Raw genomic sequence first — 25,950 nt, forward strand, 5'->3', positions numbered from 1 at the left:
TTATGTGATCGCAAGCAAATTTTTTCATGAAAGCCTACCATCCATGGCTTGTCCGGTGTGCTTAAATTTAATATAACTAATTGTATCTTATTGTTAATATCCCTTATCGGCTGGCGGGTGGCTAATCACGGCGTTTTGTGGAATAAGTATTTCATTTTTCTCCAGGGTTAATCATGAATTGGACGAACACCGCTCCTGCCAGCGCGCATAGGGCAGCAGCAAGAAATACTGACGGGTAGCCTGCATTGGCAGCGAGCAGACCAGCCAGCGGCCCGGTCACTCCATAGGCAACATCTTGAAATGCCGCGTAGCCGCCAAGTGCTGTGCCGCGTATTGGTGGTGAAACCTGGCGGATCACTTCCACCCCCAGCGAGGGAAAGATGAGTGAACAACCGGCGCCGGTCAGTGCGGCCCCGGCCAGCGCTATGACTGCCGAAGGCGCGCTCCATAGCAGTAGTAAGCCCAAGCTCTCCAATATTAACGAAAGTGTCGCGACCTGTTTGCCGCCATAGCGATCAGGCATGTCACCGAACAACAGACGCATGGCGACAAACGTCACTCCGAAGGCGGTAAGAGCCAGACCGGCATTCCCCCAATACTGCTGGTTGAAGTACAAAGAGACAAAGGTTCCGAGGGCGGCGAAACCCACACCTTGCAGTGCCAGTCCCAAACCAGGGCGCCAGATTTTCTGCAATACCGTTCGGATCGAGGGACGTTCCCCATGTTGAAGAGGCACGGCCGGTACAGCGAAGTTTACGCTTAGCGCCAGCAGCGGCAGTAATGCAGTACATACCCCCAGTTCGATGAAGCCATATCGCTTATAGATAAACAGCCCCAGCGGAGCAGCAACGGCGAGGGCGCCGTAGGTGGCCATGCCGTTCCATGACATGACGCGTCCACCCGAGGCCGTGCCAACGAGCCCCAGTCCCCAGGTGATATTCCCCGTCAGGATCAGGCTTTCGCCAATGCCGAGTAAAAGACGGCCGAATAACAGAAGAAGGAACGGCAGCCAGGTTCCTCCGTGAACCACGGCGGCCAATAGCCAGACCAGACCAGACAAAATACAGATGAATAATCCCTGAAGCATGGCACGTTTGGCGCCGTAACGATCGGCACTGCGTCCGGCATAACCACGTGTGAGTAGAGTCGCCAGGAACTGGGTGCCCATCGCCACACCAACCAGCATATCGCTCATGCCCAGTTCTTCATGAACATATAAGGGAAGTACTGCCAGAGGTAAGCCGATAGTCATGTAGGCAAAGAACATGGCTACACTGATACGAAACAGTTGTCCTGAATCTCGACGATGTGCAGGAACCGTTTCCGCAGAATGCATTGCATCTCTCCGATAGGGTAGGATGGATAATATTCTCCGTGACCGATCCCCATCTGCTCGGCAATGGGGCTCGGTTAGCCTGCATGCGTAAAGGTTAACGGTCAGGGGCGGGGCGGAACTCACGCCAGTAACCAATCAGTTTAAGATAATTATTTTTCACTTCATCAATCAATCTGGCGTCTGAGTAGCGGCCGCTTAACCACTGCCGAGAAGGCTCGCCAAAGATAGTGCGACCTACTGCAAAACCCTTCACCCGGGGACTGTCGGCCGCAGCGGCAAAACCCTGCTTCAACTCCGCTTCCGGGGCGTCCAGACCCAGGATCACAATGCCGCGGCATTGAGGGTCGTAAACGTCAATTAAATGACTTATGATTTTCCAATTATCTGTTTGTAATGATGGGAGCTTCCACCAGTCGGGTTGAATGCCTAACTGATAAAATCTCTCAACGATCTGGGCATAGTAATGTTCATCGCGATCCGGATTGTCCTGAGGGAGAATAATTTCAAGCAACAGATCATGACCAGACAGGTTGCACGCTTGGTACACTTCCTCGATCAATGCTTCCTGCTCTTCACGCAATTCACGGCTATCTTTCGGGTGATAAAACACTAAACATTTAACCACATGTTCCAGAGGCCAACCGACCAATTGGGTACCTATGCTGCCATGTTCGAGGCGTAAAGGACGGGAGCCGGGTAATTCAATCGGCCGACCAATCCACCATCCCTCACCGGTAATGGCATTTAATGCTTTTTGGCCGTAAGTCGTGTCCGCCAGAATTCCGCTGTTGTTCTTTAGGCCCGCTTGGGATGCGGCTTCCCGTGCAGCCTCCAGCAGCAGGAGCTTAAGCTCAGGGATGCGATCTTCGTTCACGCCCACTTCATGCGCCATATCGGCCAATTGCTTGCGGTGATCGAAGGCGAACACGCAAAGCTCGGGCCACTGCTGTTTGCGGGTTGTCACCCGGTGCAGATGATTCAACCGCACATCTTTATCCGGCTGCAATACCGACTTCTCGCGCTGCAGATAGTCATCCAACTCCACTTTGGTGGGCATCGCCGGCGCACAGCCGTGGCGTGACACCACCAGCGCGCCGCAGGCATTGGCGAAGCGGCAGGCTTTGTCCCAGCCCTCATCGTTGAGGTAGCCGCGCAGCAGGCCGGACATAAACGCATCGCCCGCCCCCAGCACGTTGAGCACATCCACTCGTACCCCGCTGTGTAGCCGGACATCATCCCAATCGGCCGGAATATCCCCCTCAAACACGGAGCACCCCTGGGCGCCGCGCTTACAGACCAGCGTAGCCTGGCTGGCCTGGCGCACATTGCGCAACGCCGCCAGCGTATCCGTACTGCCGCCGGCGATATGAAACTCTTCCTCAGTGCCGACAATCAAATCGAAATGGTGCAGCACCTCCTGCAATTCTCGGGTGACGCGCTCGGAGGAGACGAAACGGGTTTCGCCGTCGCCCAACGCCGTCAAGCCCCATAATACCGGGCGATAATCAATATCCAATGCCCGGCGCAGGCCGTGGCGCTTGGCCAGTTCCAACGCTTTGATCACCGCCGCGCGCGTATTGGGATGGGAAAGGTGGGTACCGGTAATGGCCACCGCCCGTGAGGAGGCAATATAGGACTCGTCGATATCGTCCGGGGTCAAGGCCATATCGGCACAGTTTTCCCGATAGAAAATCAGCGGAAATGTCTCCTGATCTTTCACTCCGAGGATCACCAGGGCGGTCAGCCGCTCTTTGTCAGTGATCAGGAATTGTGTGTCCACCCCAGCGCGCTGTAGCTCCTCGCGTAGAAATCGGCCCATATGCTCGTCGCCCACCCGGGCCAGCATGCCTGACTTCAAGCCCTGAACCGCGGTACCGTACGCCACGTTGCCCGATGAGCCGCCCAGGTATTTTGCAAATGTGCCCATGTCTTCCAGACGGGCGCCGATCTGCTGACCATAAAGGTCAACCGCAACGCGTCCGATGCAAATCACATCCAACTGCTTTTCAAGTCTGTCCATAACCATCCCCCTTCAAAACATTGATTGAGCAAGAGTGTTTACAGGCATTTTAAGAAGCAAAAATTTTATTTTCAATATAAATTAAAATATATTTTTCGATTAATCATGTGATTTAAATCACGTTTTGGATATGGCAATGTATCGGATAATTATATTTAATTATTATTTTACAATAAGTTAATCGTTATTCATTCTCTTTTTTCGGCATGGCAGGAATTTTTCCATTGTTGGAATTCTAGTTTTCATTTTTTGATCTTGTTCTCAAAATGGATAATAAATTTTATTATATATTGATATGGAAATTTTTTATTTCATACTGTGGGCATAGAAACTTAAACCTCATTTCGTGGCAGTCGAGCCTTGGCGGATGGCTCTCATGAATAAGGCTTATCAAACAGGGGGGGTAATGAAAACAATCCGATTAACAACAGCCCAAGCATTGGTGCGTTTCCTGGATAACCAGTATGTTGAAGTAGATGGTACCGAGATAAAATTCGTCAAAGGGATTTTTGCCATTTTTGGTCATGGCAATGTGTTGGGGCTTGGACAGGCGCTGGAAGAGGACTGTGGTCAACTGTCTGTGCGTCAAGGACGTAACGAACAAGGGATGGCGCATGTCGCCACGGGTTTTGCCAAGCAGAAATTGCGTCAGCAAATCTATGCCTGTACCTCATCGGTGGGGCCTGGCGCCGCCAATATGATCACGGCTGCGGCGACCGCCAGCGCCAACCGCATCCCGCTGCTGCTGCTGCCTGGTGATGTTTATGCCACCCGCCAGCCGGATCCCGTGCTGCAGCAGATTGAACAGAGTCACGACCTCAGCATCAGCACCAACGATGCTTTTCGCCCGGTCAGCAAATACTGGGATCGTATCAGCCGGCCGGAACAACTGATGAGCGCATGCATCAATGCGATGCGTGTACTGACAGATCCTGCGGAAACCGGCGCGGTCACGCTGTGCCTGCCGCAGGATGTGCAGGGGGAAGCCTGGGACTATCCTGATTATTTCTTTGCCAAGCGAGTACATCGGCTGGAACGTCACCTCCCCACCGCCGCCATGCTGGCGGATGCCGCCCGGCTGCTGGCCGGTAAACGCCGTCCGCTGATAATATGCGGTGGCGGCGTCAAATACTCGCAGGCAGAGGCGGCCCTACTGCGTTTTGCCGAGCAGTTTCAGTTGCCGATTGCGGAAACCCAGGCCGGCAAGGGCGCCATCGCGTCCGGCCATCCTCTCAACGTCGGTGGCATCGGCGAGACCGGCGGGCTAGCGGCCAACCTGCTGGCCAAGGAGGCAGATGTGATCATCGGCGTAGGAACGCGTTATACCGACTTCACGACGTCTTCGAAATGGATCTTCCAGAATCCAGAGGTGGGCTTTCTCAATATTAATGTCAACCGCTTCGATGCGTTGAAGCTGGATGGTGTGGAACTGGTCGCAGATGCGCGCGCAGCGCTTGATGCACTGAAACAGCGACTGGCCAACGATGGCTATCAATCCGCCTGGGGTCAGGGGGTCGCTGAAGCGCGAACTCGGTATCAGCAGGAAGTGGAAAGAGTTTACAGCGTGGAATATACCGGTGATGACTTCGTCCCCGAGATTGACGACCATCTCGTCAGGGAACAGGTATACGCCGAATTTGAGCGGTTGACGGACTCGCTGCTCACCCAAAGCCGGGTGCTAGGCGTACTTAACCAGGCATTACTGCCGGGCGCGGTGATTGTTGCTGCATCGGGAAGCCTGCCGGGCGACTTGCAACGCGTTTGGCAAAGTCGCGGAGAGAATGACTATCACGTGGAGTATGGCTATTCCTGCATGGGGTATGAAGTTAATGCAGCGCTGGGCGTCAAACTGGCGGAGCCGGAACGGGAAGTCTATGCACTGGTGGGCGACGGTTCCTTCATGATGCTGCATTCCGAACTGATCACCTCATTGCAGGAAGGAAAAAAAATCAATGTGGTACTTTTCGACAATATGGCAAATGGTTGCATCAACAACCTGCAAATGGAACACGGCATGAACAGTTTTTATACCGAGTTCCGTTACCACAAGGAAGGCGGGGGCCAACAGGATGGCGGACTCATTCCGGTGGATTTTGCCAAAATCGCCGAGGGTTACGGCTGCAAGAGCTATCGGGTGACGACACTGGATCAATTGCATCACGCTTTGGCGGATGCCCGCCAGCAGACGGTATCAACCTTGATTGATATTAAAGTGCTGCCGAAAACCATGGTGCATAAATACCTGAGCTGGTGGCGGGTCGGCGGCGCGCAAGTCTCTCGCAGCGAACGGGTTCAGGCGGTGGCACGGATGTTGGCGGAAAATATCGATAAAGCGCGGCGGTATTAAAAGTTCCTATTGGAGATAATGACGATGAAAGTTGCCTTTGACGTCGATGTGATAAAGGATTTGCCGATTACCCAGATGGTGCGACAAGTATCCGAGTGGGGATATAAATATATCGAACAGTCCCCCCATCCACGCATCAACCCGTTTTATAAGCATCCCAAGGCAAGTCGGGAAACCATGGCCGAATATAAGAGTGCGTTACAGAATTACGGCGTGGAAATATCTTCTTTTATTGTGGTCTACCGCTGGTCGGGTCCGGATGAGTTGCGCCGCCAGGCGGCGGTCAAGAACTGGAAGCGCATCATTGAGGTTGCGGCGGAAATGGGCGTCCAGGTCATTAATACTGAACTGAGCGGTACGCCTGATGAACCGGAAATCTGTGAGGAAATGTGGTATCGCTCGATGGAAGAGTTGTTGCCGATCATCGAGCGAGAAGGGATCAGGGTGGAAATTCAGTCCCACCCCTGGGACTTCTGTGAACTAAACGATGAAACCGCCGATTTGGTTAAGTCTTTGCGCAGTGATAACGTGACTTATCTTTATAGCGCTCCCCATACTTTTTTTTATGACAAAGGTAAAGGGGACGTATCGCATATGCTCAAGTATGCAGGCGGTGATTTATCCCATGTTCTGCTGGCCGATACCATGAATCATACTTTGAACTGCCGCTATATCGTTAATCCGCCAGGCGTCAACGCTACTATCCATCAGCATGTGGGGTTAGGGGAGGGTGAAGTGGATTTTGATAGCTTGTTTAAAACCTTAAAGGAAATGAACTTTGCGAATAAGAAATTCAATGTGGGCGGCGAGTCGATCATTACGGCTTCACTGTTTGGATATCCTGAAAAGATGAGCATTCAGGCGGTGGAAACGCGTGAGCGTATAGAGCGAGAACTTTTGGGGAAGTAGGTTAAATGGAATAAGGTTGTTCTCTGCGAGATTGATGTCATTATCGCGGTCTCGCAGAGTAATGATCTGCATGTCAGCATGATTTCGCTTATTTAAAATATCACCACGCAATGTGGTGACTGTTGTTTTTAAAAATAAAATATTGGTTTTGACTTGGCTTCATTTATCATTTGAAGGAACAATGCTTGCTATTAACCTAGCGGGAAATTTTTTATGTTTTTTATAGGGCGCCGTTTATAGGTGTGCTGCAATTAATTTAATTCTCAACCCGAGCATACCCCGCTTATGAACTGTTATTACAGCTAAAGGTGTGTATCAAACATAAGGGCATGATGAAAATGAATAGTAGTGGAAAAACGAAACATAATCTCGCTTATGTCATAGCAATATGTAGTGTGGCGGCACTAGGCGGATTACTTCAAGGGTATGATACATCGGTAATTTCAGGCGTTATTGAACCTTTGAATCAATATTTTTCTTTAACACCCTCACAGACCGGATGGGCTGTTTCAAGTATCGTGATTGGCTGCGTCGCGGGTGCTTACCTGGCCGGCGCGCTGGCTGACCGCTATGGTCGGAAAATGGCACTCATTATCACTGTTTTCTTGATGATGATTTCTGTTTTGGGAATGGCCCTTGCCACCAACTTTACGTGGTTTATTATCTTCAGGATACTTGGAGGATTCGGTATTGGCCTGGCTTCTGTCGTCTCGCCAATTTATATGACCGAAGTGGCCCCAAGCGAATACCGTGGTCGGGTTGTAACCATGAATATGATCTGCTTTGTTGGTGGTCAAGTCCTTGTTTTGATAGTGAACTATCTGATTGTAAGAAGTGCGGGGGAATCGTGGATAGTTGAACAGGGTTGGCGTTATATGTTGGGATTCGGTTTTATCCCTTGCGTATTGTTTTTAATATTTGTTGGTTTCATCCCAGAGTCGCCACGCTGGAATGTCATGAAAGGGCGTGATAGCGCTGCTCTTCACACCTTGACTCGAATCTCGAATGAATCACATGCTCACAGTGTTTTACAGGATATTAAAGATTCCTTTATTATCAAAACACCAGCGGAACAAGCAAAAGCCAACGTTACGGGAAAACCCAATAAGAGTGCTATTTTTATTATAATAGCCATTTTAATTGCGTGTTTTAATCAACTTACCGGCATAAATGTTATTCAATATTTTGGCCCCACTTTATTGATGAATGTCACGGGCAATATGCAGGAGGCCATGTTTATGGTGACCTGGCTCGCAGGCCTTCAATTTCTGGGGGTTTTAGCCGGGATGTCGATGGTTGATCGTTTAGGACGCCGGAAATTATTATTGATAGGGTCTTTTGGCACGTTCGTATGCCTCGCATTAACTTTTGCGACATTCTATTTCGGGGTACGAGGGTTTACCTCTATCATCGGCTTGCTGGGATTTATGTTCATTTTCGGCATGACGTGGGCACAAATAGCCTGGACCGTGGTAGGAGAAATTTTGCCTAATCGTTTGCGAGCGATGGGTATGGGATTGGCTTATGCCGCCATGTGGGGTTCTAATTTTATCATTAGCCAGATTTTCCCGGTATTGAATGATAATCCCTGGTTGCGTGAAAAATTTCATGGTGGATTTCCGCTTCTGCTGTTCTCCATTTGCTGTTTGATATCGTGGTTGTTCGTTCATCGCTACCTGCCCGAAACGAAAGGTGTTGCTTTGGAAAAAATTGAAGAGCTGATTGTTTTCGGTAAAAAAGGGCAAAGTCAGGGAAAAGATTCAGTAGCGGCCACAGACTTATCTGTCAAATGAGGAGATGTTATCATGGCTATACATATTGCAAATGCACCCTGTAGTTGGGGTGTGGATGATCCTAAAAATCCGAATCTTCCTCCTTGGACGAAAGTGCTCAAGGAAGCCTGCCAAGCGGGTTATAAAAGTATCGAACTCGGCCCATGGACTTATTTGCCTACTGACGCTGATAAATTGACTCAAGCATTGAATCAATATCAGCTATCAATCGTCGCTGGCACGATTTTCGATGATTTGGTCAGCGAAGAGAATTTCGGTAATATGATTGAACTTACCCACAATATTTGCCGGAATATCTCGATAATTCCTACCGCACAAAAAACGCATGGTATTAATTATCCGGCGCCGTATTTGGTGATTATAGATTTTGGCAATCCAGATCGCGCCCGTTATGCAGGACATCCCGATAAATCTCCCCGTTTAAATGCGGTGAATTGGCAGCGTATGATTGAACATATCAAAGAGATTAGTCGCATTGCCTGGAATGAATACGGCGTGCGGCCTGTGATACATCCTCATGCCGGAGGAAGCATCGAATTTGCGGATGAAATTGAGCAGCTCGCAAAAGATATTCCATACGCTATCGCAGGACTCTGTCTTGACACGGGACATCTTTATTACTCAGGAATGGATCCGGTCACATGGCTCACGCGTTATTTCGATCATTTGGATTATATCCACTTCAAGGATGTCAACCAGGCGGTACATCAAGATGTGCTTAGCAGGGGACTGGATTTCTTTTCCGCCGCTGGGGAAGGGATTATGTGTCCGATAGGTAAAGGTGCTATTGATTATCCGGCGATAAAAACGTTGCTGGACCAACGAGGATATCAGGGCTGGATCACCATCGAACAAGAGCGCGATCCGCTGCAAGCTGAAGGCAGCTTGCATGATGTGAGCGAAAGCCTCCGCTACCTGAAGTCTGTTGGTTTCTGAAACAAAGGGCGCTTCACAATGATTAATGGCATTGAACCACTCCAGCGTATTTCTGAAAACCGAATGTCAGGGCTGAGCAAATTGCCGTTAGCTGTGGATTGAACATGATATGAAATCTGCCCATGCTGCAACTAAGGGAGCAGATTTCAATATCCAATAACGTGTACCGGTTTGCCTGCTTATATAGGCCTGGTCAGTTTTAAAAGGAATCACTATGTCAGAAATCCCATCCATAAACGATATTCTAGATCAAGAAGAGCATATCCGAGTAAGGGGTTTTGATTTTAACGCCGCTTGGTTTATTGGTTATCACATCCGCGAAAAAGCGATTGCCGAAAAATTGCCAATTGCATTTGAGGTCTATGCGTTTGGACAAACGCTTTTTTTTACGGCCCTGCAAGGTTCTAGTCGTGAGCACTTTGAATGGATTGCCAGGAAAAGAAATACAGTATTAAGAAATGCACATTCCTCTTTATTATCTGAGCTAAAAAATAAAGATGATAATATATCAATGGAAGAGCTTCCTTATATTGATGCCTTTCAGTATACAGACAGCGGGGGTAGTTTCCCTATACTTATGAGTAGTGGGGCAGTCATTGGCGCGGTCACCGTCAGTGGTTTAGCTTCATATGCCGACCACCAGCTAGCGGCCTGGGGCATTGAAAGATATCTTGAACAAACCAGCGTTCATAGCTAATTGCTATCCATGAATCATGAGTAGGTGTAGTTGATTAAGACTGAGGTGCGTTATGTTCAATATAGCTTTACTGGGTGCAGGAAAAATGGGAAGTGTTCATGCGAAGAATATTTCCAGCCATAATGAAGCTACGCTGTGGGCGGTAGTTGATCCCAACGTAGAAAATGCCAGGAGGTTAGCCGAGAAATATCATGCTAAATGGTGTACAACTGCTGAAGGGGTTATGGCCGATAGCGATGTTCATGGCGTATGGATAGCGTCAGCAAGCGACACTCATGCCGATCTGATTGAGATGGCTGCCATCAATGGGAAGGCCATCTTTTGCGAGAAACCTATCCACCTTGATCCTGCACGTGTGCTTAAATGTTTAACGACGGTCAAAAAACATAATGTACCGTTGATTATGGGATTTAATCGGCGATTTGATCCGCAATTCGGTCGAGTTAAATTACTTGCGGATGAAGGGAGAATTGGAAAGAGAGAATCGCTTTTGATTATATCAAGGGACCCGTCTCCTCCCCCTATCGGATATGTAAAAACGTCTGGTGGGCTTTTTCGTGACATGATGATTCACGATTTTGATATGGCCAGATTTATTATGGAGGAAGAACCGGAATCTGTTTTTTCCCAAGGCAGTAATTTAGTTGATCCTGAAATTGGTCATGTCGATGATATCGATACTGCGTTTGTGACATTGAAGTTTCCTTCAGGAGCCATTGCAACCATCGTTAATAGCCGTCGTTCTGCTTATGGTTATGATCAGCGAATTGAGTTGCATGGTTCTAAAGGAATGCTGCAAGCTGGCAACATCTATGAAAACCAGGTATCAGTCTGGAATGACTCCGGAAGAATGTATGCGCCCCTGGAAGATTTTTATCTTCAGCGCTATAGGGACGCTTATGTTGCGGAATTAGAGCATTTTATTTCTGTGATGAGAGGGGATGGACCTCCGCAATGCACCGGCGAGGATGGGAAAAAAGCGCTATTCATTGCCGTGATAGCATACCAATCTCTTAAAGATCATAAAGAATTGGCTATCAATTATTTTTGAATATGAATGATTACTCAACCCGTTTAGTCTGCCCTCACGTTTCTGGCGGCTAGTGAAAGAGTGTTGCAAAGAATTTTTGGCCATAAGGATATGGCCAAAGAGGGGGCTTTGACATGCAGATAAAATAAATAGATATTTTGTTTAAACATAACTCAGTGTCTTATCGTACTCTAATGAGCCATATCCATTTTTATTGAAGAATATTACTCAATATTGTTGGTACTATGCAGTTTTCAACCATTGGCATGTCGATAACATGCTTGAATATTCCGCCGATATTAATAATAAAAATGGTCAGAAAATTTTAATTCTCTGAGGCATCGTTAATGACCCAGCAACGTAAAGCCGATTTATTACTGGTCCTGACCACCTTTATAGCCGCCTGTGGCTGGATATTTTCCCGTGAAGCCATTACAGGTATGCCCGTATTTGCCTTTCTTGGACTGCGCTTTCTTTTCGCATCGATGTGCCTCCTGCCGTTCTGGGGGGGACAGCGGATCTCACGTCGTCAGTGGATACCGGCGTTGATAAGCGGCTTGTGGCTGGCATTGAACATGTGCTTATGGATCTACTCGGTATCCACCACCCCTTCTCTTGGTGAAGGGGCATTCATTATGAGTTTGTCCATGCTGTTCGTACCTCTTGTCGCATGGGGTTTGATGAAAATTCGACCGCTGAGCGCTTATTGGGAATGCTTACCGCTGGCGATGATTGGGCTTGGCCTGTTGAGCTTGCATCAACCGATAACATTTCATCCCAGCCAGGGCTGGTTTCTGCTCACAGCCATAGTCCAGGCGGTGTCATTTTGCTATACCAGCCGCTGCTCACGCAAGGTACCGTTGATTCCGCTCACGACGGTACAACTCGCGTGTACCGGTGTCAGTGGTCTGGTGTTGTCCCTGTTTCTGGAACAGTGGTCGCAACCTTTTTCTCTCCCAACGGGCCTGTGGCTTTTGGCCAGTATCCTAATCGCCACCAGTCTGCGCTTTGGATTACAGCTTAAGGGACAAAAGTACGCCACCCCTGCTAATGCCGCCATTATCATGATTCTTGAACCTTTACTCACAGTGATTGCTGCTGCCTTCTGGTATGGCGAACATTTGCCTGTTCAGCAAATTATCGGCGGGCTTTTGATCCTAGTTGCGCAATTTTTTTACCGCTGGCGGACTCTCGTCCGCCCCGCGGTCGAGGGAAGATCTTAGTAAAGCTCCGTCTTACTGGTTAAGCCCGCATTGATAGCCGCATTCAGTACGATACGTAGCGGGAATGACACACTAGTCAGGAATATTTTCGGAAAATATTTTCATTTATCCTATGTTGCAGAATTTTTAACTCTTTTTAAAAAGATTGGATTTCAATCTTTTTTGATATTTTGTGTAATTTTTGTTCAGTGACATTTTCCTGAATTTATCGCGTTAATTTATTAACGGCATAAGGAAAACAAAACTATTACATAATGTTAACATGCTGTTTGTAGGGTTTCCAATTTTATCCTTTTTTATTTAAACGTATGATAATTTTAAATTAATATAAGATTATCATTTGTATCTCTTGACGATGCTTCAAAGAATAAATGTTGTGTAAAGCCTTTTGTTTTTCACATTTTAAGAACTATCTATTATCCCATCATTAACATTTCCTGCCGATCTTTAAAGTGATTCAAGACAGACTTGTTTATATTTGATCTATATCTCAAAACGAAATGTTTTTTTTAATGAAAATGAAATCGAATTAATATTATCGATATGTGGTATTTCAAATTCACTGAACGCCATCAAGGACAATCATCCGGCTGCAAGTGACTTGGCCTACCAGCTCTTTTAACTAAAAACTGGCAACTCACCGGGTCTGAATCTAGGCATTGACGTTCTGTGGGAGAGATGAAGAGTTTTTACTTAAAACAGTTTTATCCCTATAGGAGAAATGCTTATGTCAATCGTTTCAAACACAGCTGAACTGGACGCCCTGGTGTCCCGTGTATACCAAGCTCAGCGCGAATACGCCAATTTTTCCCAGGAGCAGGTGGACAAAATTTTCCGCGCCGCCGCCCTGGCCGCCGCCGATGCGCGCATCCCCCTCGCCAAGATGGCCGTAGCCGAATCCGGCATGGGTATTGTGGAAGATAAAGTGATTAAAAACCATTTTGCTTCCGAATATATCTATAACGCCTATAAAGATGAAAAAACCTGCGGCATCCTGGCGCAGGACGATACCTTCGGCACCATCACCATCGCCGAACCCATCGGTATCATCTGCGGTATCGTGCCCACCACCAACCCAACCTCAACGGCGATTTTCAAGGCGCTAATCTGCCTGAAAACCCGTAACGGCATTATTTTTTCCCCACACCCGCGCGCCAAGAACGCCACTAACCGTGCGGCGGAAATCGTGCTCAAAGCCGCAGTAGCCGCCGGTGCGCCGAAAGATATTATCGGCTGGATCGACGAGCCGACGGTTGAATTGTCCAACCAGCTGATGCATCACCCGCTGGTCAACCTGATCCTCGCCACCGGCGGACCGGGCATGGTCAAGGCGGCCTATAGCTCCGGTAAACCGGCCATCGGCGTCGGCGCCGGCAACACGCCGGTGGTGGTGGATGAAACTGCGGATATTAAACGCGTGGTGGCGTCCATCCTGATGTCGAAGACTTTCGATAACGGCGTGATCTGCGCCTCCGAACAGTCGGTTATCGTGGTTGAACAGGTTTATGACGCGGTGCGCGAACGTTTTGCCAGCCACGGCGGTTACATGCTGCGCGGCGGCGAACTGAAGGCCGTGCAGGGCATTATCCTGAATCATGGCGCGCTCAATGCAGGCATCGTCGGCCAGCCGGCGGCTAAAATTGCCGAGATGGCCGGTCTAAAGGTACCAGGCAATACCAAGGTATTGATTGGCGAAGTGACCGTGATCGATGAGTCCGAACCGTTTGCTCACGAAAAACTGTCGCCGATGCTGGCCATGTATTGCGCCAAGGACTTTGAAGACGCCGTGATCAAAGCGGAAAAACTGGTGGAAATGGGCGGTATCGGCCACACCTCCTGCCTGTATATCGATCAGGACAACCAGCCGGAGCGCGTGAATTACTTCGGCGATAAAATGAAGACCGCGCGCATTCTTATCAATTCGCCGGCATCTCAAGGCGGCATCGGCGACCTGTATAACTTCAAGCTGGCGCCCTCCCTGACGCTGGGCTGTGGTTCCTGGGGCGGTAACTCGATCTCCGAGAACGTCGGGGTCAAACATCTGATCAATAAAAAAACCGTGGCCAAGCGAGCTGAAAATATGATGTGGCATAAGCTTCCCAAATCCATCTATTTCCGTCGGGGTTCATTACCCATCGCCCTAAACGAAGCGGCCAGCGACGGTGCAAAACGCGCGTTTATCGTCACCGACCGTTATCTGTTCAATAACGGCTACGCCGATCAGATCACCTCGGTGCTGAAAAATCACGGCATCGAAACCGATGTCTTTTTTGAAGTGGAAGCCGATCCGACCCTGAGCATAGTGCGCAAAGGCGCCGAGCAGATGATGTCGTTTAAACCCGACGTGATCATCGCCCTGGGCGGTGGTTCCCCAATGGATGCCGCTAAAATCATGTGGGTGATGTACGAACATCCGGGCACCCCGTTCGAAGAACTGGCCCTGCGCTTTATGGATATCCGTAAACGTATTTATAAATTCCCGAAAATGGGCGTCAAGGCCAAGATGATCGCGGTGACCACCACTTCGGGCACCGGTTCGGAAGTCACTCCGTTCGCCGTGGTCACCGATGACGCCACCGGCCAGAAATACCCGCTGGCGGATTATGCCCTGGTGCCGGATATGGCGATTGTCGACGCCAATCTGGTGATGAATATGCCGAAATCCCTGTGCGCCTTCGGCGGCCTGGACGCGGTGACCCATGCGCTGGAAGCCTACGTTTCCATCATGGCTACCGAGTTCACCGACGGCCAGGCATTGCAGGCGCTGAAACTGCTGAAGACCTATCTGCCGGCCAGCTATCATGAAGGCAGCAAGAACCCGGTGGCCCGGGAACGCGTGCATAACGCCGCCACCATTGCCGGCATCGCGTTTGCCAACGCCTTCCTGGGCGTGTGCCACTCCATGGCCCATAAACTGGGGTCGGAATTCCATATTCCCCATGGCCTGGCCAACGCCATGCTGATTGCCAACGTGATCCGTTACAACGCCAACGACAATCCGACCAAACAGGCGGCGTTCAGCCAGTATGACCGTCCGCAGGCGCGGCGTCGTTATGCCGAAATCGCCGACCATCTGGGGCTGTCCAAGCCGGGAGATCATACCGCGCAAAAAATAGAGAACCTGTTGACCTGGCTGGATGAAATCAAGGCCGATTTGGGTATACCGACGTCAATCCGCGAAGCCGGCGTGCTGGAAGCGGATTTCCTGGCCAGGGTGGATAAGCTGTCCGAGGATGCGTTTGACGACCAGTGCACCGGCGCCAACCCGCGTTATCCGCTGATTAGTGAATTAAAGCAAATCCTGATGGATACCTACTATGGCCGTAAATATGCGGAGCAGGTTGACACCGTTTTAGCCGCCGCCATCCCAACGGCCCAGGCTGACGCTATCCCGGCTGAGATAAAAAAAACCAATGAAACCAAAAAGCAGAAAATGAAAGTTGAATGAATATAACGTCTGAAAATATTACGGAGTGTAATACCATGTCTACAATACCGACATTACAGTATTTGGTTGACGGCCGCTGGCTGGATTCCAAAACCACGCGCTTTATGGCAGTGCATAATCCCAGCACTGGTGACGTGATTGCCAATGCTCCTTGTTGCACGGAAGATGAGGTGAAATCGGCCATCGCTGCCGCGCGTAAAGCCTTTCCCGCCTGGTCAAATACGCCGGCGATTAAACGCGCCCAGATTATGTTCCAGATCCGCGAATTGCTGATCAAACATGAGGAACGCCTGACCGCACTGGTGGCTCGTGAAAACGGTAAAGCTCTGGGTGATGCGCAGGGCGATGTGCTAAAAGCTAAAGAAGGTACCGAACTCGCCTGCTCCATCCCGACATTGTTAGGCGGAGAAAGCCTGATGGATGCGTCCGCCGGCATTGACACCACCCTCTATCGCGAGCCGATCGGCGTATTTGCCGGTATCGTGCCATTTAATTTTCCCGCCATGATCCCCATGGGTTGGATGGCGCCGCTGTGTATCGCCTCCGGCAATACCCTGGTGATCAAAGCGGCCAGCATGACACCGTTGACCTGTATGGAAATCGCCAAACTCTATCAGGAAGCCGGTGTGCCCGACGGGGTCATTAATATCGTGACCTGTTCGCGCAACGAGGCCGACCTGTTCCTGACCCATCCGGATGTTAACGGTGTCTCATTTGTCGGCTCCACGTCGGTTGGTCTGCATGTTTACTCCAAAGCGGCGGCGAACGGCAAACGGGTGCAGGCGCTGTGCGAAGCTAAAAACCATGCGCTGGTGCTGGCCGACGCGCCGGTTAAGCGTACCGCGGCCGGCATCATCAATGCCGCCTTTGGCTGTGCCGGCGAACGCTGCATGGCGTTACCGGTGATTGTGGTGCAAGAAGAGATTGCCGATCAACTGGTGGCGGCTATATTGGAAAAGGCCAAGGCGCTGAAGGTAGGGCCGGGATATGAACCCGACACGGATATGGGGCCAGTAATTTCCAGCCAGCACAAGCAATCGGTAGAAAACTGGATCGGTAAGGGTATCGAGGAAGGCGCCAAACTGGTCCTGGACGGCCGTAATTATAAAGTAGCCGGTTATGAAAACGGCTATTATGTCGGCCCAACCCTGTTTGACCATGTCACGGAAGAGATGAGTATTGGTGACGAGGAAGTCTTCGGGCCGGTATTGTGCATCAAGCGGGTAAAAAACTTCGAGGAAGGTCTGCGCATTATGAACCGCAATCCATTAGCCAATGGATCGGTCATCTTTACCCAGAATGGCCATTACGCCCGGGAGTTCCAGAAACGAACCCACGGCGGCATGGTGGGGATTAATGTCGGGATACCGGTGCCGGTGGGTGTATTCCCCTTCTCGGGCCATAAAAACTCCTTCTTCGGCGATTTACATTGCCTGGGCAAAGACGGCGTGCGTTTTTATACCGAAAGTAAATGCGTTACCTCGCGCTGGTTTGACGAGGATGAGCGGAAACGTGAAAAAGTAGATTCATGGGACGGCACGATTTGACGCCTATGCTTTAAGAGTCTGGTCAATTAACTAAACCCCGAACGCTGGCAAACCAGCAAGTAGGGGAACTGTCATGAGTAAATGGCAAGAATGTATCTTTGACTTTGTCATACGATTATCGGCGTTATTGTGCGGGTTATTAAGCGCGATTTTGAAGCGCGCTTCCAACCAGTTCCTCTATAAGGCATTCTGCGTCGATATCCATAATCAACAGTGCAAAGAATTATTTATTGTATTAAACACCCAGGAGTGCTTATGCAATTATCTACGTTTTCTTTACCCCGTAATATTATTTACGGGGTAAATGCTTTGAACTATCTGTCACAATTAAAAGGTAAAAAAGCGGCACTTGTGACAGGGGGGAACTCAATGAAACGCCTGGGTTTTCTGGATAGGGCGGTTGAGCAATTAAATAAGGCAAACTTTGAATGCATTATTATCGATAATGTCGAACCGAATCCATCGGTCGAAACTGTACATAGAGGTGCGGAAGCCATGCTCGCTTTCGAGCCGGACTGGATAGTCGCCATCGGGGGTGGGTCCGCACTCGATGCGGCGAAAATCATGTGGTGTTTCTACGAACATCCGCAATTAAGTTTCGAAGATATTATCCCTGTGGGCTCAATGCCGCCATTGCGTAATAAGGCGCGATTGGTTGCGATCCCCTCCACCAGCGGCAGCGCTTCTGAAATTACGGCTTTCTCAGTGATCACGGATACGGCTAACCACATCAAATTTCCTATCGTTGCTGCGGACATGGTGCCCGATATCGCGATACTGGATCCCTTAATTCCGGCGAAAATGCCGCCTCATATCACAGTTCATACCGGTATGGACGTACTGACTCACGCGGTGGAGGCCTATGTTTCCACTGCCGCGAGTTCGTTTACCGATCCCTATGCCCTTGAAGCCATTCGCCTGGTTTTTGAGAATCTGGAAATAGCTTATTTGCATCCTGATAATCTTGAAGCGCGAATGGGTATGCATATCGCTTCGGCGTTAGCCGGCATTGCATTCACGAATGCATCGTTGGGACTCGTGCACTCAATGGCGCATAAAGTAGGGGGCGAGTTTGGTATTACGCATGGCTTGGCCAACGCCATTATGCTGCCTTATATTATCCGCTATAATGGCAGATATACGGATAAGTATCATCGGATTGAAAAAAATTTAGGAATTGGCGATTTAATTGATGCCGTTAATAAATTAAATCGGCGTCTTAGTATTCCTGAAACATTCAAAGAGTGCGACGAAGTTATTATAGAGGAGGAATCCTTTACAAAGGTGCTCGATAGGATGAGTAAAAATGCCGTAGCCGACCCTTGTACTTTAACTAATCCAGTGCAGCCGTCAACTGCAGATGTTAAATCATTATTTGAAAAAATTTATTATGGTGAATAAAAGTTAGATTTTTATAAAATCATTTTTCTTTAATGGTCAAGTAAAATGCCATCCGTGATTCTAAGTGCGTGGTTGCCACGCGCTTTATTTTTTATGGTTGTTCCTGGTACAGGCAAGCCACTGCCTTTCGACGAGCGTCGAAATTTCCCTAACTCCCAATAGAGGTATTACTGGTTTTTATAAACTTGGATGATTGCGGCAGTGTTACGTATATGCCTAGGCTCAGCGATAGTGGTGGCGTTAACTACCGCCAGAATGGTGGCTCCGATGCTGGCAAATATTATTGTTTTTCCTGTCGCGCTAGCGCAACAATGTCTGGATGCTCATGTGGGTAGCGCTGGAAGATGCCAGGGCTGACCAGATAAAGGGTATCGGCTACGGTATGCACAAGGGCCTTGGCAACGTTGAGGATGAGCTTGTGCGATTGGATGCCTTGTTTCAACCATTTAATGAAGTGTTCACCGGATGGCCACAGGGAGTCTTGAGGCTCATAAAGCGCGGCGGTCATCGCGGGGATGGGATTTTTGGGCGTTGGCGTAACCGCAACCGATAAGTTTGGGGTTGCCAGTGCCTTCGCCGGATCTCCACCGATATTGCAATTCTCTTTTCTGGATATACAGTTATATGTATATATCTTTGGAGGTAATGTATGCAAGTGGCAACGTGGGGCAATAGTTTGGCGGTTAGACTACCGGCCAGCCTGGTGGAAGCGTGGTAATTGCGTGAGGGGGATGATATCTCGACGACCCGCGCACATTCGCGGTCCGCAAGAAGCCTGGGGCTGATGCTTTGCTTGCGCGGCTACGCCATTTCCGCGGTAAGTTGCCTGCCGATTTCACGTTTAGCCGGGATGAGGCCAGTGAGCGTGCATAAGTGGCCGGAATGGTTTCCATAATTACTGCGGCGACTTTCATGAGTGCGTAGGACGTTGGTCATCGCATCAATATCGTTTAACTTCGTTCCCTGCAGATTATGTGCTGAGGTTCTTACTGGCCGCGAGATCAGCTCCGTTTATTTTTCAATTCATCAGCTTTTTTGCCTATCATAGAATACTGGTTTTTGATACTGACACCTATTATAAAAATTCTGCCACCACCCAGTTCGATTATTTAGAGCTGCCCCCCAGTAATCCCCGCACAAACGCTTTCTGGAAACACAGAAAAACCAGCAGTATCGGCAGCACTGAAATTAGCGCCGACGCCATCAACGCGCCATAATCCACCTGGATGGCGCTGACAAAACCATTAAGTTTGGCGGTGACCGGCATGGTGCTTTCGTTGTTGGTCAGCGTCATGGCGAACAACAGGTCGTTCCAGATGGACCGGCTTTGCACGATGGTCAGTGCGGCGATGCCCGACAGGGAAGCCGGCAGCAGGATTTTGAAAAAATAACCGGTGGGTCCGCACCCATCCAACTGCGCCGCCTCAAAAATCGAGCGCGGCACCGTGGCGAAGAAGTTACGCATAAAAAAAGTGCAGACGGGTACGCCATAGGCAACATGCACCAGCCATAACCCGGCGATATGGTTATACAGGCCAAGCTGGCGCATCATGAAAAAAACCGGTATTTGAACAATCTGGTAGGGCACGAACATGCCGCTCAGCAAAAACAGGTAAATCCAGCGGCTGCTTTTCACCGGCAGCATCGACAGGGGAAAGGCGGCGGCGCAGCCAATCAGCACCGATAACAGCACCGCCGGTACGGTGATCTCAATGCTGTTGAACAGGCTGACGCCAATTTGCCGCCAGCCGGTGGCAAAGTTGCCGCCGTACCAGGAGGTGGGGGCCGTCAGCACATTCACCAGTTCCGCCGGGGTTTTCAACGCCGCGCTCACCGCCAGCAGCAGCGGCAGAACAAATAGTAGCGCCAGCAGCGTTGCCGCGCCGTAGCGCAGCAGGCGCAGCGGTTTGACCGCCAATATAACCGAGGTCATTCTCTTAAATCCTCCACGCGGCGGGTGATATAGATGATGTAAGGCAGGATCAGCACCGCGGCCAGCAGCAACTGGCAAACCCCAATGGCGCTGGCCATGCCCATCTTGAACTGACCGAAGGCCACATCGTAGAGTTGGGTGGCTAGCACCTCGGAAGCGCGTGCGGGTCCGCCGCCGGTCATCGACCAGACGAGATCAAACAGCCGCATGGCGTCGATGCCGAAAATACCCACCACCAGAATGGTCGAAGGCCACAGCTGCGGCACGATAATGTGCCAAAAAATTCCCCAGCTCGACGCCCCGTCCACCCGAGCCGCCTCAAGATACTCATAGGGAATATTGCGCAGGCCGGCCAGGAACACGATAAAGGCGAAGCCGGTGCCGGACCAGAGCGCGGCCAGCATCACCGACAGGTTGACGATGGCCGGATCCCCAAGCCAGTTTTGCGTCTGGTCGGGAAACCCCAGGCCGGCAATCACCGTATTGAACAGACCGCCATCCGGCAGGTATAGCCAGCGCCAGATGGCGGCCACCGCCACCGGCGTAAAAATATAGGGAATAAAAAATGCCAGTTTGAACAGGCTTTCACCGCGCAACTTGCCATCCACCAGCAAGGCCAGCCCCAGCCCCGCAAGGCTGGGCGCCACCAGGCAGAAGACCAGCCAGGCAATGTTATTCATAATTGCGTGATGAAAACGCGTTTGCGCCAGCAGGGTGGTGTAGTTATCCCATCCCACGAAGCGCTGGCGTGGCGACAGGCCGTCCCAATCGTGCAGCGACAGGTTGAGCGTATAATAAATGGGGTACAAATAGGAGGCGACAAACAACACCATCGGCACTATTAAAAATAGGGCGTAGGTCAGGTTGCGCTGCCCGCGGGCGGAAAGGGTCGGCAAAGTTGGCATAGCGTTTCGCAACTCCTTTATGGACGGTCCGGCGCGCCGCACCTGTGGTGACCTGAAGGCGCGTCCCGGATTTTACCAGTGCTTTTCGGTTACCATTTAACGAACTTGCCTTCTTCTTCCTTCAGCGTTTGCCGTTGCTGCTCAAGCGCGTCCAGCATGGTGTCCAGCGCCTGCGGGCTGGGATTTTGCGCATAGGCGGCAATTTGATTACCCAGCTCTTCCCCTAATTCCACCGGCAGCAGGAACTTGAAGTTGGGCAGCACCTTATTTTGCTGGTTCGACTGCTGTACCTCGCGCCAGGTCTTTTTACCGATGGTATCGTAGATGCTGTCATCCACCGTTATATTGGCGGTCACCGAGCCTTTGGGACCGTTGAACGCCCGCTGGCCTTCGGCGCTGGCGGCGGCCAGCAGGAAGTTTTTCCCGGCCTGGTTTTTAACCTTGTCGCCGGTATCGGCCCGCGCCAGCACGTCTACTTGTACCACGGTGGCCCCCGCAAGCCCCGGTGCCGGGAAGAAGTCGAAATCCGTTCCCGGCTTCATCCCTTTGTCTTTCAGGTAAGACGCGAGCCAGTCACCCATCTGATACATGGCGACCTTGCCCTGAACCAACCGGTCGGCGGCGCTGGACCAGGTATAGCCACTCCAGTTTTTCATATAGTTTTTGGCGTACATCTCGGTGAACAGGGCAAAAGCTTTATGCACGTCAGGGCTGTTAAACGGCAGGTCGCCGCTGGCCAGCCGGTAATACCCCTCGGTGCCCAGCGTGGAAACCAGCGGTGCGTACAGGTTATAGGCGGTCCAGTTATTGCCGCCCGCGTTGGCCAGCACCTCGTAGCCGGCATCTTTCAGCGCCTTGCTGACGGCGGCGAACTCTTCCCAGGTTTTAGGTGGCGCTAACCGGAGTTTGTCGAAAATCTGTTTGTTATAAAACACGTTGCTGACGGTGTGCATATTGAGGGGAATGCCATAGTGCCTGCCGTTAAAGGTCACCACGCGCGCGAGCCCTTCAGGGAAAATTTTATCGCCAGTCACCTGTTGCCAGATATCGTCCACCGGCGTCAGCCGGCCACTGTCGACAAAGTTTTTCAGTTCCTGTCCCAGCGCGCTTTGCCAGACCGCCGGAATATTACCGCCCATAAACCCCACCTGCAACGCTTGGCGCATCTCGGTGGTATTGCCTGAGATCACCCGCTGTTTGATAGGCGTATCCGGATAGTTTTTATTGGACACCGCCATCAATCCGTCAATGGCCGCCAGTTCGGTCCCTGATCCCCAATAAGTCCAAATCTCGCTGGCGGGAGCAGGAGCAGACTGCGCCGGGGCCGCGCTAAAAGCGCAGATGGTAATCAGAGTGGCCGTGACCAGGGTGATGCCAGACTTCATGGTGGTGATCTCCTGAGTGAATAATGAAGGGTTTTTGGGCCGGCGATTAATAATTCTTAGATACAAACATAAAGTAGCTGAACGACGCACGGAGAGTCAATTGACGGGTCATAGCGTTTGCTTATTACTGGTTAATGCAAGGCGCGCGCGATTTTTTATTAGCCACTATTGGATTGTTACTCGGTAATTTACCTTCTTCAATAGTGTTAAATACTGATTTAACGCTTAATTGTAGTTATTGATGATGGTGGGTGACAATCGGTGATGTCCTTGCATATTGACTTACCGGCAAGGGTTTCTTATTTTGTTTGATAATCAATTTAAATGCCATGCAGCGAGATCCATGAATCCTACTTATCTGCGTCAGTTCCACGCGTCTCAGGTATTTCACGCACTGCGCGCCCACCCTAATATTTCTCAGCGCGAGCTATGCGCTCTGACGGGGTGCGATAAATCCACCGTGTCAGTGATTATTAAGCGCTTCGAGGCGACGGGACTGGTTGAACGCGCGCAAGGGCAGCCGCGCGGCACGCGGGGTCGTCCCCAGGAGAGCCTGCGCATTTCCCTGAACAGCGGTTTCCTGCTGGGCGTACATCTGGAATTTGAACAACTGGTGCTGGTGCTGGCCACCCTGGACGGCCAGCCGCTTGACAGTTGGCGGGGACCCTTGCCCGCCGACCCCGGAGTGTTGGGTCCGCTGCTGACCGAAGGTGTGGCGGTCATGCTGCAAGGACAGCCTCAGCCGGTCGCTGACATCCGCAGCGTTGGCGTATGCCTGCCCGGCCTGGTGGGTATGGGGGGGGGATTGGCGTTTTCGCCTAACCTGGGCTGGCGCGATGTGAACGTGGCCGAATTGCTGGCGCCTTATCTGCCGGTGCCGGTCCAGGCGGATAACGATACCAACGCCGCCACCCTGGCCGAACATTTGTTTGGCGACTGTATCGGCATCGACGACTTTCTGCTGATTGAGGGCGGCGAGGGCATTGGCGGCGGCCTGTTTATGGACGGCCGGGTCTATCGCGGCAAATCAGGCTTTGCCGGCGAACTGGGCCACCAAAAAGTCATCGCCAACGGCCGGCCCTGCAATTGCGGCGCAATGGGGTGCCTGGCCGCCTACGTAGCGCAAGGCGTGCTGCTGGAGCGCGCCGGGCATAGCGCGCCGGGCATCGCGTCGTTAACGGATTTACAGGCGGCCGCGGTCGCCGGCCAGCGCGGGGTGCTGGGGTTGCTGGATGAGTCAGGAGGTTATGTCGGCCTGGTGCTGTCGAACCTGATCAATGCGCTTAACCCACCGGCAGTGGTATTGAGCGGTACGCTGGCGCGACTGTGGCCCTGGCTGGAAGCCGGCGTGCGGCGTTCGCTCAGCGAAAATGCCCTGCCGGCGGCGCTTTCCCAAGTGGATATCATCATTTCTCGCCTCAGCACCGGTTCGGTGCCGCTGGGCGGGGTGGCGCTGGCGCTGGAGGGTTTTACCAGCCTTGATGCCCCCGAAGCCTTGTTTGGCTGACACTGTCACTTCTTACCAAAAGGAAACAGGATTCATGAAACGCATTGCTGTACTGGGTATCTCTTACGAAGCGTTGCTGCGCTCGCCGGTGCTCACCGACACCATGGAGATCCGGCGCGGGCCGGAGATGCTGGATGCCGGATTGTGGCTGGTGCGCGGCATAGAACAGCGTCTGCGCGAAGAGGAAGATGTGGAAATCGTGCCGATTCTGTGGGCTACCGCGTTGCCCGGCGGCGGATTTACCGCAGGGATTTATCAACAGGTCAAAGCGGAATGCCTGCTGGGCCTGCGTAACGCCGGACCGTTGGACGGCGTGGTGCTGGCGAACCACGGCGCCATGGAAGTACAAGGCCTGGATTGCCATGCCGATACGGATTTCGCCGTGGCGGTGCGGGATGCGGTCGGCGCGCGCGCCGTCATCACAGTGGCACTGGATCTGCACGGCCATATTACACCGCGCATGCTGACGGTAGTGAACGCCATCAGCGCCCTGCGCACCGCGCCGCATCGCGACGATCAGGAAACCGGTTATCGCGCCGCGCATCAACTGATGCAGATCCTGCGCACCGGGCGGCGGCCTAGAATCGCCGCCGTGCGTATTCCGATGCTGATCCCCGGCGAACAGTCGGTGACCACCGCCAGCCCCGGCAAGGAACTCTATGCCCGCCTGCCGGAAATCAACGCACTGCCGGGCATTATGGACGCCAATATCCTGATCGGTTTCGCCTGGAACGACCGTCCCTGGGCAGGCATGACCGCCTACGTGACGGCTGAAGAGGATCTGGCGCTGGCCACCCGGCTGGCGCAGCAACTGGCCGAGGACATCTGGGCGCGCCGACGGGATTTTATCCTGCGTATGGAAAGCGCGGACGTCGCGCAAGGGCTCAGGCGCGCCGCGGCGGCGCGCGAACATCCGCTGTTTTTGTCTGATTCCGGCGACAATACCACCGCCGGCGCTTATGGCGATTTGACCACCGTGTTGCAGGCGGTGCTGGACGAACCCGCGCTTACCGATGCGGTGGTCGCGGGTATCACCGCTCCTGGCATTGTGCGCCAATGCCATCAGGCGGGGGTCGGGGCCACCGTCCAATTGACGCTGGGGGAGGAACACCGCTCGGCTCCGCCAACCGCCCGGCGGGTCAGCGCGGTGGTGGAGGCGGTGGACGACGAGCTGCGTCCCGACGGTTTCCAGCCGTATCTGCGGGAAAGCGCCGCCTGGGCGCGGGTGCGCATCGGCCGTGTGCTGGCGACGTTCCATGCCGCGTCCATTGGCATCACCACGCCGGCCCATTTCACGATGATGGGCATTGATCCCCTGGCTCACCAGGTCTATGTGGTTAAGCTGGGCTACCTGCATCCGCAACTGGAGGACATCGTCGCCCGCCATATTCTGCTGATGAGCGACGGCGCCGCCAATCTTGACGTGCGCCGGTTGCCGTTCAGCCAAGTGCCGCGCCCGTCCTGGCCGCTGGATCCCGAAGGGCAGTGGTTTGCCGTCGCCAATACTTATACTACACCGGTCTGAGGAGGCCG

Annotated in this window: 19 protein-coding genes and 1 pseudogene; 14 read left to right on the forward strand and 6 right to left on the reverse strand. The window is 51.7% G+C overall.

The window, feature by feature from the left end; all coding sequences use genetic code 11:
- Positions 1-151: 151 nt before the first annotated feature.
- Together ACL2XP_RS09245 and ACL2XP_RS09250 are read right to left on the reverse strand one after the other, a co-directional pair.
- Positions 152-1,336 carry an arabinose transporter gene (locus ACL2XP_RS09245; protein ID WP_413738478.1) on the reverse strand — a complete coding sequence of 395 codons (1,185 nt, stop codon included), beginning with the start codon at positions 1,334-1,336 and terminating at the stop codon, positions 152-154.
- 94 nt (positions 1,337-1,430) lie between these two features.
- Positions 1,431-3,356, reverse strand: a complete 1,926-nt coding sequence (locus ACL2XP_RS09250; protein ID WP_413738479.1) for a bifunctional 5-dehydro-2-deoxygluconokinase/5-dehydro-2-deoxyphosphogluconate aldolase — start codon at positions 3,354-3,356, stop codon at positions 1,431-1,433.
- Positions 3,357-3,762: 406 nt separating this feature from the next.
- Between ACL2XP_RS09250 and iolD the strand changes: the two genes are divergently transcribed.
- The 11 genes from iolD to ACL2XP_RS09305 all read left to right on the forward strand — a co-directional run bounded on the left by iolD (position 3,763) and on the right by ACL2XP_RS09305 (position 19,044).
- Complete coding sequence (gene iolD / locus ACL2XP_RS09255) at positions 3,763-5,703, forward strand: 3D-(3,5/4)-trihydroxycyclohexane-1,2-dione acylhydrolase (decyclizing) (RefSeq protein WP_413738480.1); 1,941 nt, start codon at positions 3,763-3,765, stop codon at positions 5,701-5,703.
- Positions 5,704-5,727: 24 nt separating this feature from the next.
- Positions 5,728-6,612 (forward strand): sugar phosphate isomerase/epimerase IolH, encoded by an 885-nt coding sequence (gene iolH, locus ACL2XP_RS09260; RefSeq protein ID WP_413738481.1) that lies wholly within the window; start codon positions 5,728-5,730, stop codon positions 6,610-6,612.
- 329 nt (positions 6,613-6,941) lie between these two features.
- Positions 6,942-8,405 (forward strand): sugar porter family MFS transporter, encoded by a 1,464-nt coding sequence (locus tag ACL2XP_RS09265; RefSeq protein WP_413738483.1) that lies wholly within the window; start codon positions 6,942-6,944, stop codon positions 8,403-8,405.
- 12 nt (positions 8,406-8,417) lie between these two features.
- Positions 8,418-9,341 carry a TIM barrel protein gene (locus tag ACL2XP_RS09270; RefSeq protein ID WP_413738484.1) on the forward strand — a complete coding sequence of 308 codons (924 nt, stop codon included), beginning with the start codon at positions 8,418-8,420 and terminating at the stop codon, positions 9,339-9,341.
- Positions 9,342-9,555: 214 nt separating this feature from the next.
- The gene (locus tag ACL2XP_RS09275) at positions 9,556-10,038 is read left to right on the forward strand and encodes a heme-degrading domain-containing protein (protein ID WP_413738485.1); all 483 of its coding nucleotides are present in this window, start codon (positions 9,556-9,558) and stop codon (positions 10,036-10,038) included.
- Between the two features lie 52 nt (positions 10,039-10,090).
- Positions 10,091-11,089, forward strand: a complete 999-nt coding sequence (gene iolG / locus ACL2XP_RS09280; protein WP_413738486.1) for an inositol 2-dehydrogenase — start codon at positions 10,091-10,093, stop codon at positions 11,087-11,089.
- Positions 11,090-11,415: 326 nt separating this feature from the next.
- Positions 11,416-12,291 carry a DMT family transporter gene (locus ACL2XP_RS09285; RefSeq protein ID WP_413738487.1) on the forward strand — a complete coding sequence of 292 codons (876 nt, stop codon included), beginning with the start codon at positions 11,416-11,418 and terminating at the stop codon, positions 12,289-12,291.
- Positions 12,292-13,018: 727 nt separating this feature from the next.
- Positions 13,019-15,739, forward strand: coding sequence for a bifunctional acetaldehyde-CoA/alcohol dehydrogenase (gene adhE, locus ACL2XP_RS09290; RefSeq protein ID WP_413738488.1), 2,721 nt, complete (start codon positions 13,019-13,021; stop codon positions 15,737-15,739).
- Between the two features lie 35 nt (positions 15,740-15,774).
- On the forward strand, positions 15,775-17,286 hold the full coding sequence (locus ACL2XP_RS09295; RefSeq protein ID WP_413738490.1) for a CoA-acylating methylmalonate-semialdehyde dehydrogenase: 1,512 nt from the start codon (positions 15,775-15,777) through the stop codon (positions 17,284-17,286).
- A gap of 255 nt (positions 17,287-17,541) precedes the next feature.
- Complete coding sequence (locus ACL2XP_RS09300) at positions 17,542-18,687, forward strand: iron-containing alcohol dehydrogenase (RefSeq protein ID WP_413738492.1); 1,146 nt, start codon at positions 17,542-17,544, stop codon at positions 18,685-18,687.
- A gap of 189 nt (positions 18,688-18,876) precedes the next feature.
- A complete protein-coding gene (locus tag ACL2XP_RS09305) occupies positions 18,877-19,044 on the forward strand; it encodes a hypothetical protein (protein ID WP_413738493.1) in 168 nt (55 codons plus the stop codon).
- On the opposite strand, the pseudogene ACL2XP_RS09310 reads toward ACL2XP_RS09305, so the two are convergent.
- Positions 18,971-19,159, reverse strand: a pseudogene (locus ACL2XP_RS09310) (conjugal transfer nickase/helicase domain-containing protein); the annotation flags it as partial. The gene ACL2XP_RS09305 and the pseudogene ACL2XP_RS09310 overlap by 74 nt on opposite strands.
- A gap of 177 nt (positions 19,160-19,336) precedes the next feature.
- On the opposite strand from ACL2XP_RS09310, the gene ACL2XP_RS09315 reads away from it, so the two are divergent.
- Complete coding sequence (locus ACL2XP_RS09315; protein WP_413739121.1) at positions 19,337-19,405, forward strand: AbrB/MazE/SpoVT family DNA-binding domain-containing protein; 69 nt, start codon at positions 19,337-19,339, stop codon at positions 19,403-19,405.
- 387 nt (positions 19,406-19,792) lie between these two features.
- Here ACL2XP_RS09315 and ACL2XP_RS09320 read toward each other — a convergent pair whose 3' ends face one another.
- From ACL2XP_RS09320 to ACL2XP_RS09330, 3 genes are all read right to left on the reverse strand, one after another.
- Positions 19,793-20,620 carry a carbohydrate ABC transporter permease gene (locus ACL2XP_RS09320; protein ID WP_110412057.1) on the reverse strand — a complete coding sequence of 276 codons (828 nt, stop codon included), beginning with the start codon at positions 20,618-20,620 and terminating at the stop codon, positions 19,793-19,795.
- The gene (locus tag ACL2XP_RS09325; protein WP_413738494.1) at positions 20,617-21,525 is read right to left on the reverse strand and encodes a carbohydrate ABC transporter permease; all 909 of its coding nucleotides are present in this window, start codon (positions 21,523-21,525) and stop codon (positions 20,617-20,619) included. Before ACL2XP_RS09325 ends, ACL2XP_RS09320 begins: the two co-directional genes overlap by 4 nt.
- 89 nt (positions 21,526-21,614) lie before the next feature.
- Positions 21,615-22,910, reverse strand: coding sequence for an ABC transporter substrate-binding protein (locus ACL2XP_RS09330; RefSeq protein ID WP_413738496.1), 1,296 nt, complete (start codon positions 22,908-22,910; stop codon positions 21,615-21,617).
- Between the two features lie 343 nt (positions 22,911-23,253).
- On the opposite strand from ACL2XP_RS09330, the gene ACL2XP_RS09335 reads away from it, so the two are divergent.
- Both ACL2XP_RS09335 and ACL2XP_RS09340 read left to right on the forward strand, forming a co-directional pair.
- Positions 23,254-24,417 (forward strand): ROK family transcriptional regulator, encoded by a 1,164-nt coding sequence (locus ACL2XP_RS09335; protein WP_413738498.1) that lies wholly within the window; start codon positions 23,254-23,256, stop codon positions 24,415-24,417.
- Between the two features lie 34 nt (positions 24,418-24,451).
- A complete protein-coding gene (locus ACL2XP_RS09340; RefSeq protein ID WP_413738499.1) occupies positions 24,452-25,942 on the forward strand; it encodes a M81 family metallopeptidase in 1,491 nt (496 codons plus the stop codon).
- Positions 25,943-25,950: the final 8 nt, after the last annotated feature.

The sequence above is a fragment of the Sodalis sp. RH21 genome (assembly GCF_047324175.1).
Taxonomy (GTDB): Bacteria; Pseudomonadota; Gammaproteobacteria; order Enterobacterales; family Enterobacteriaceae; genus Acerihabitans.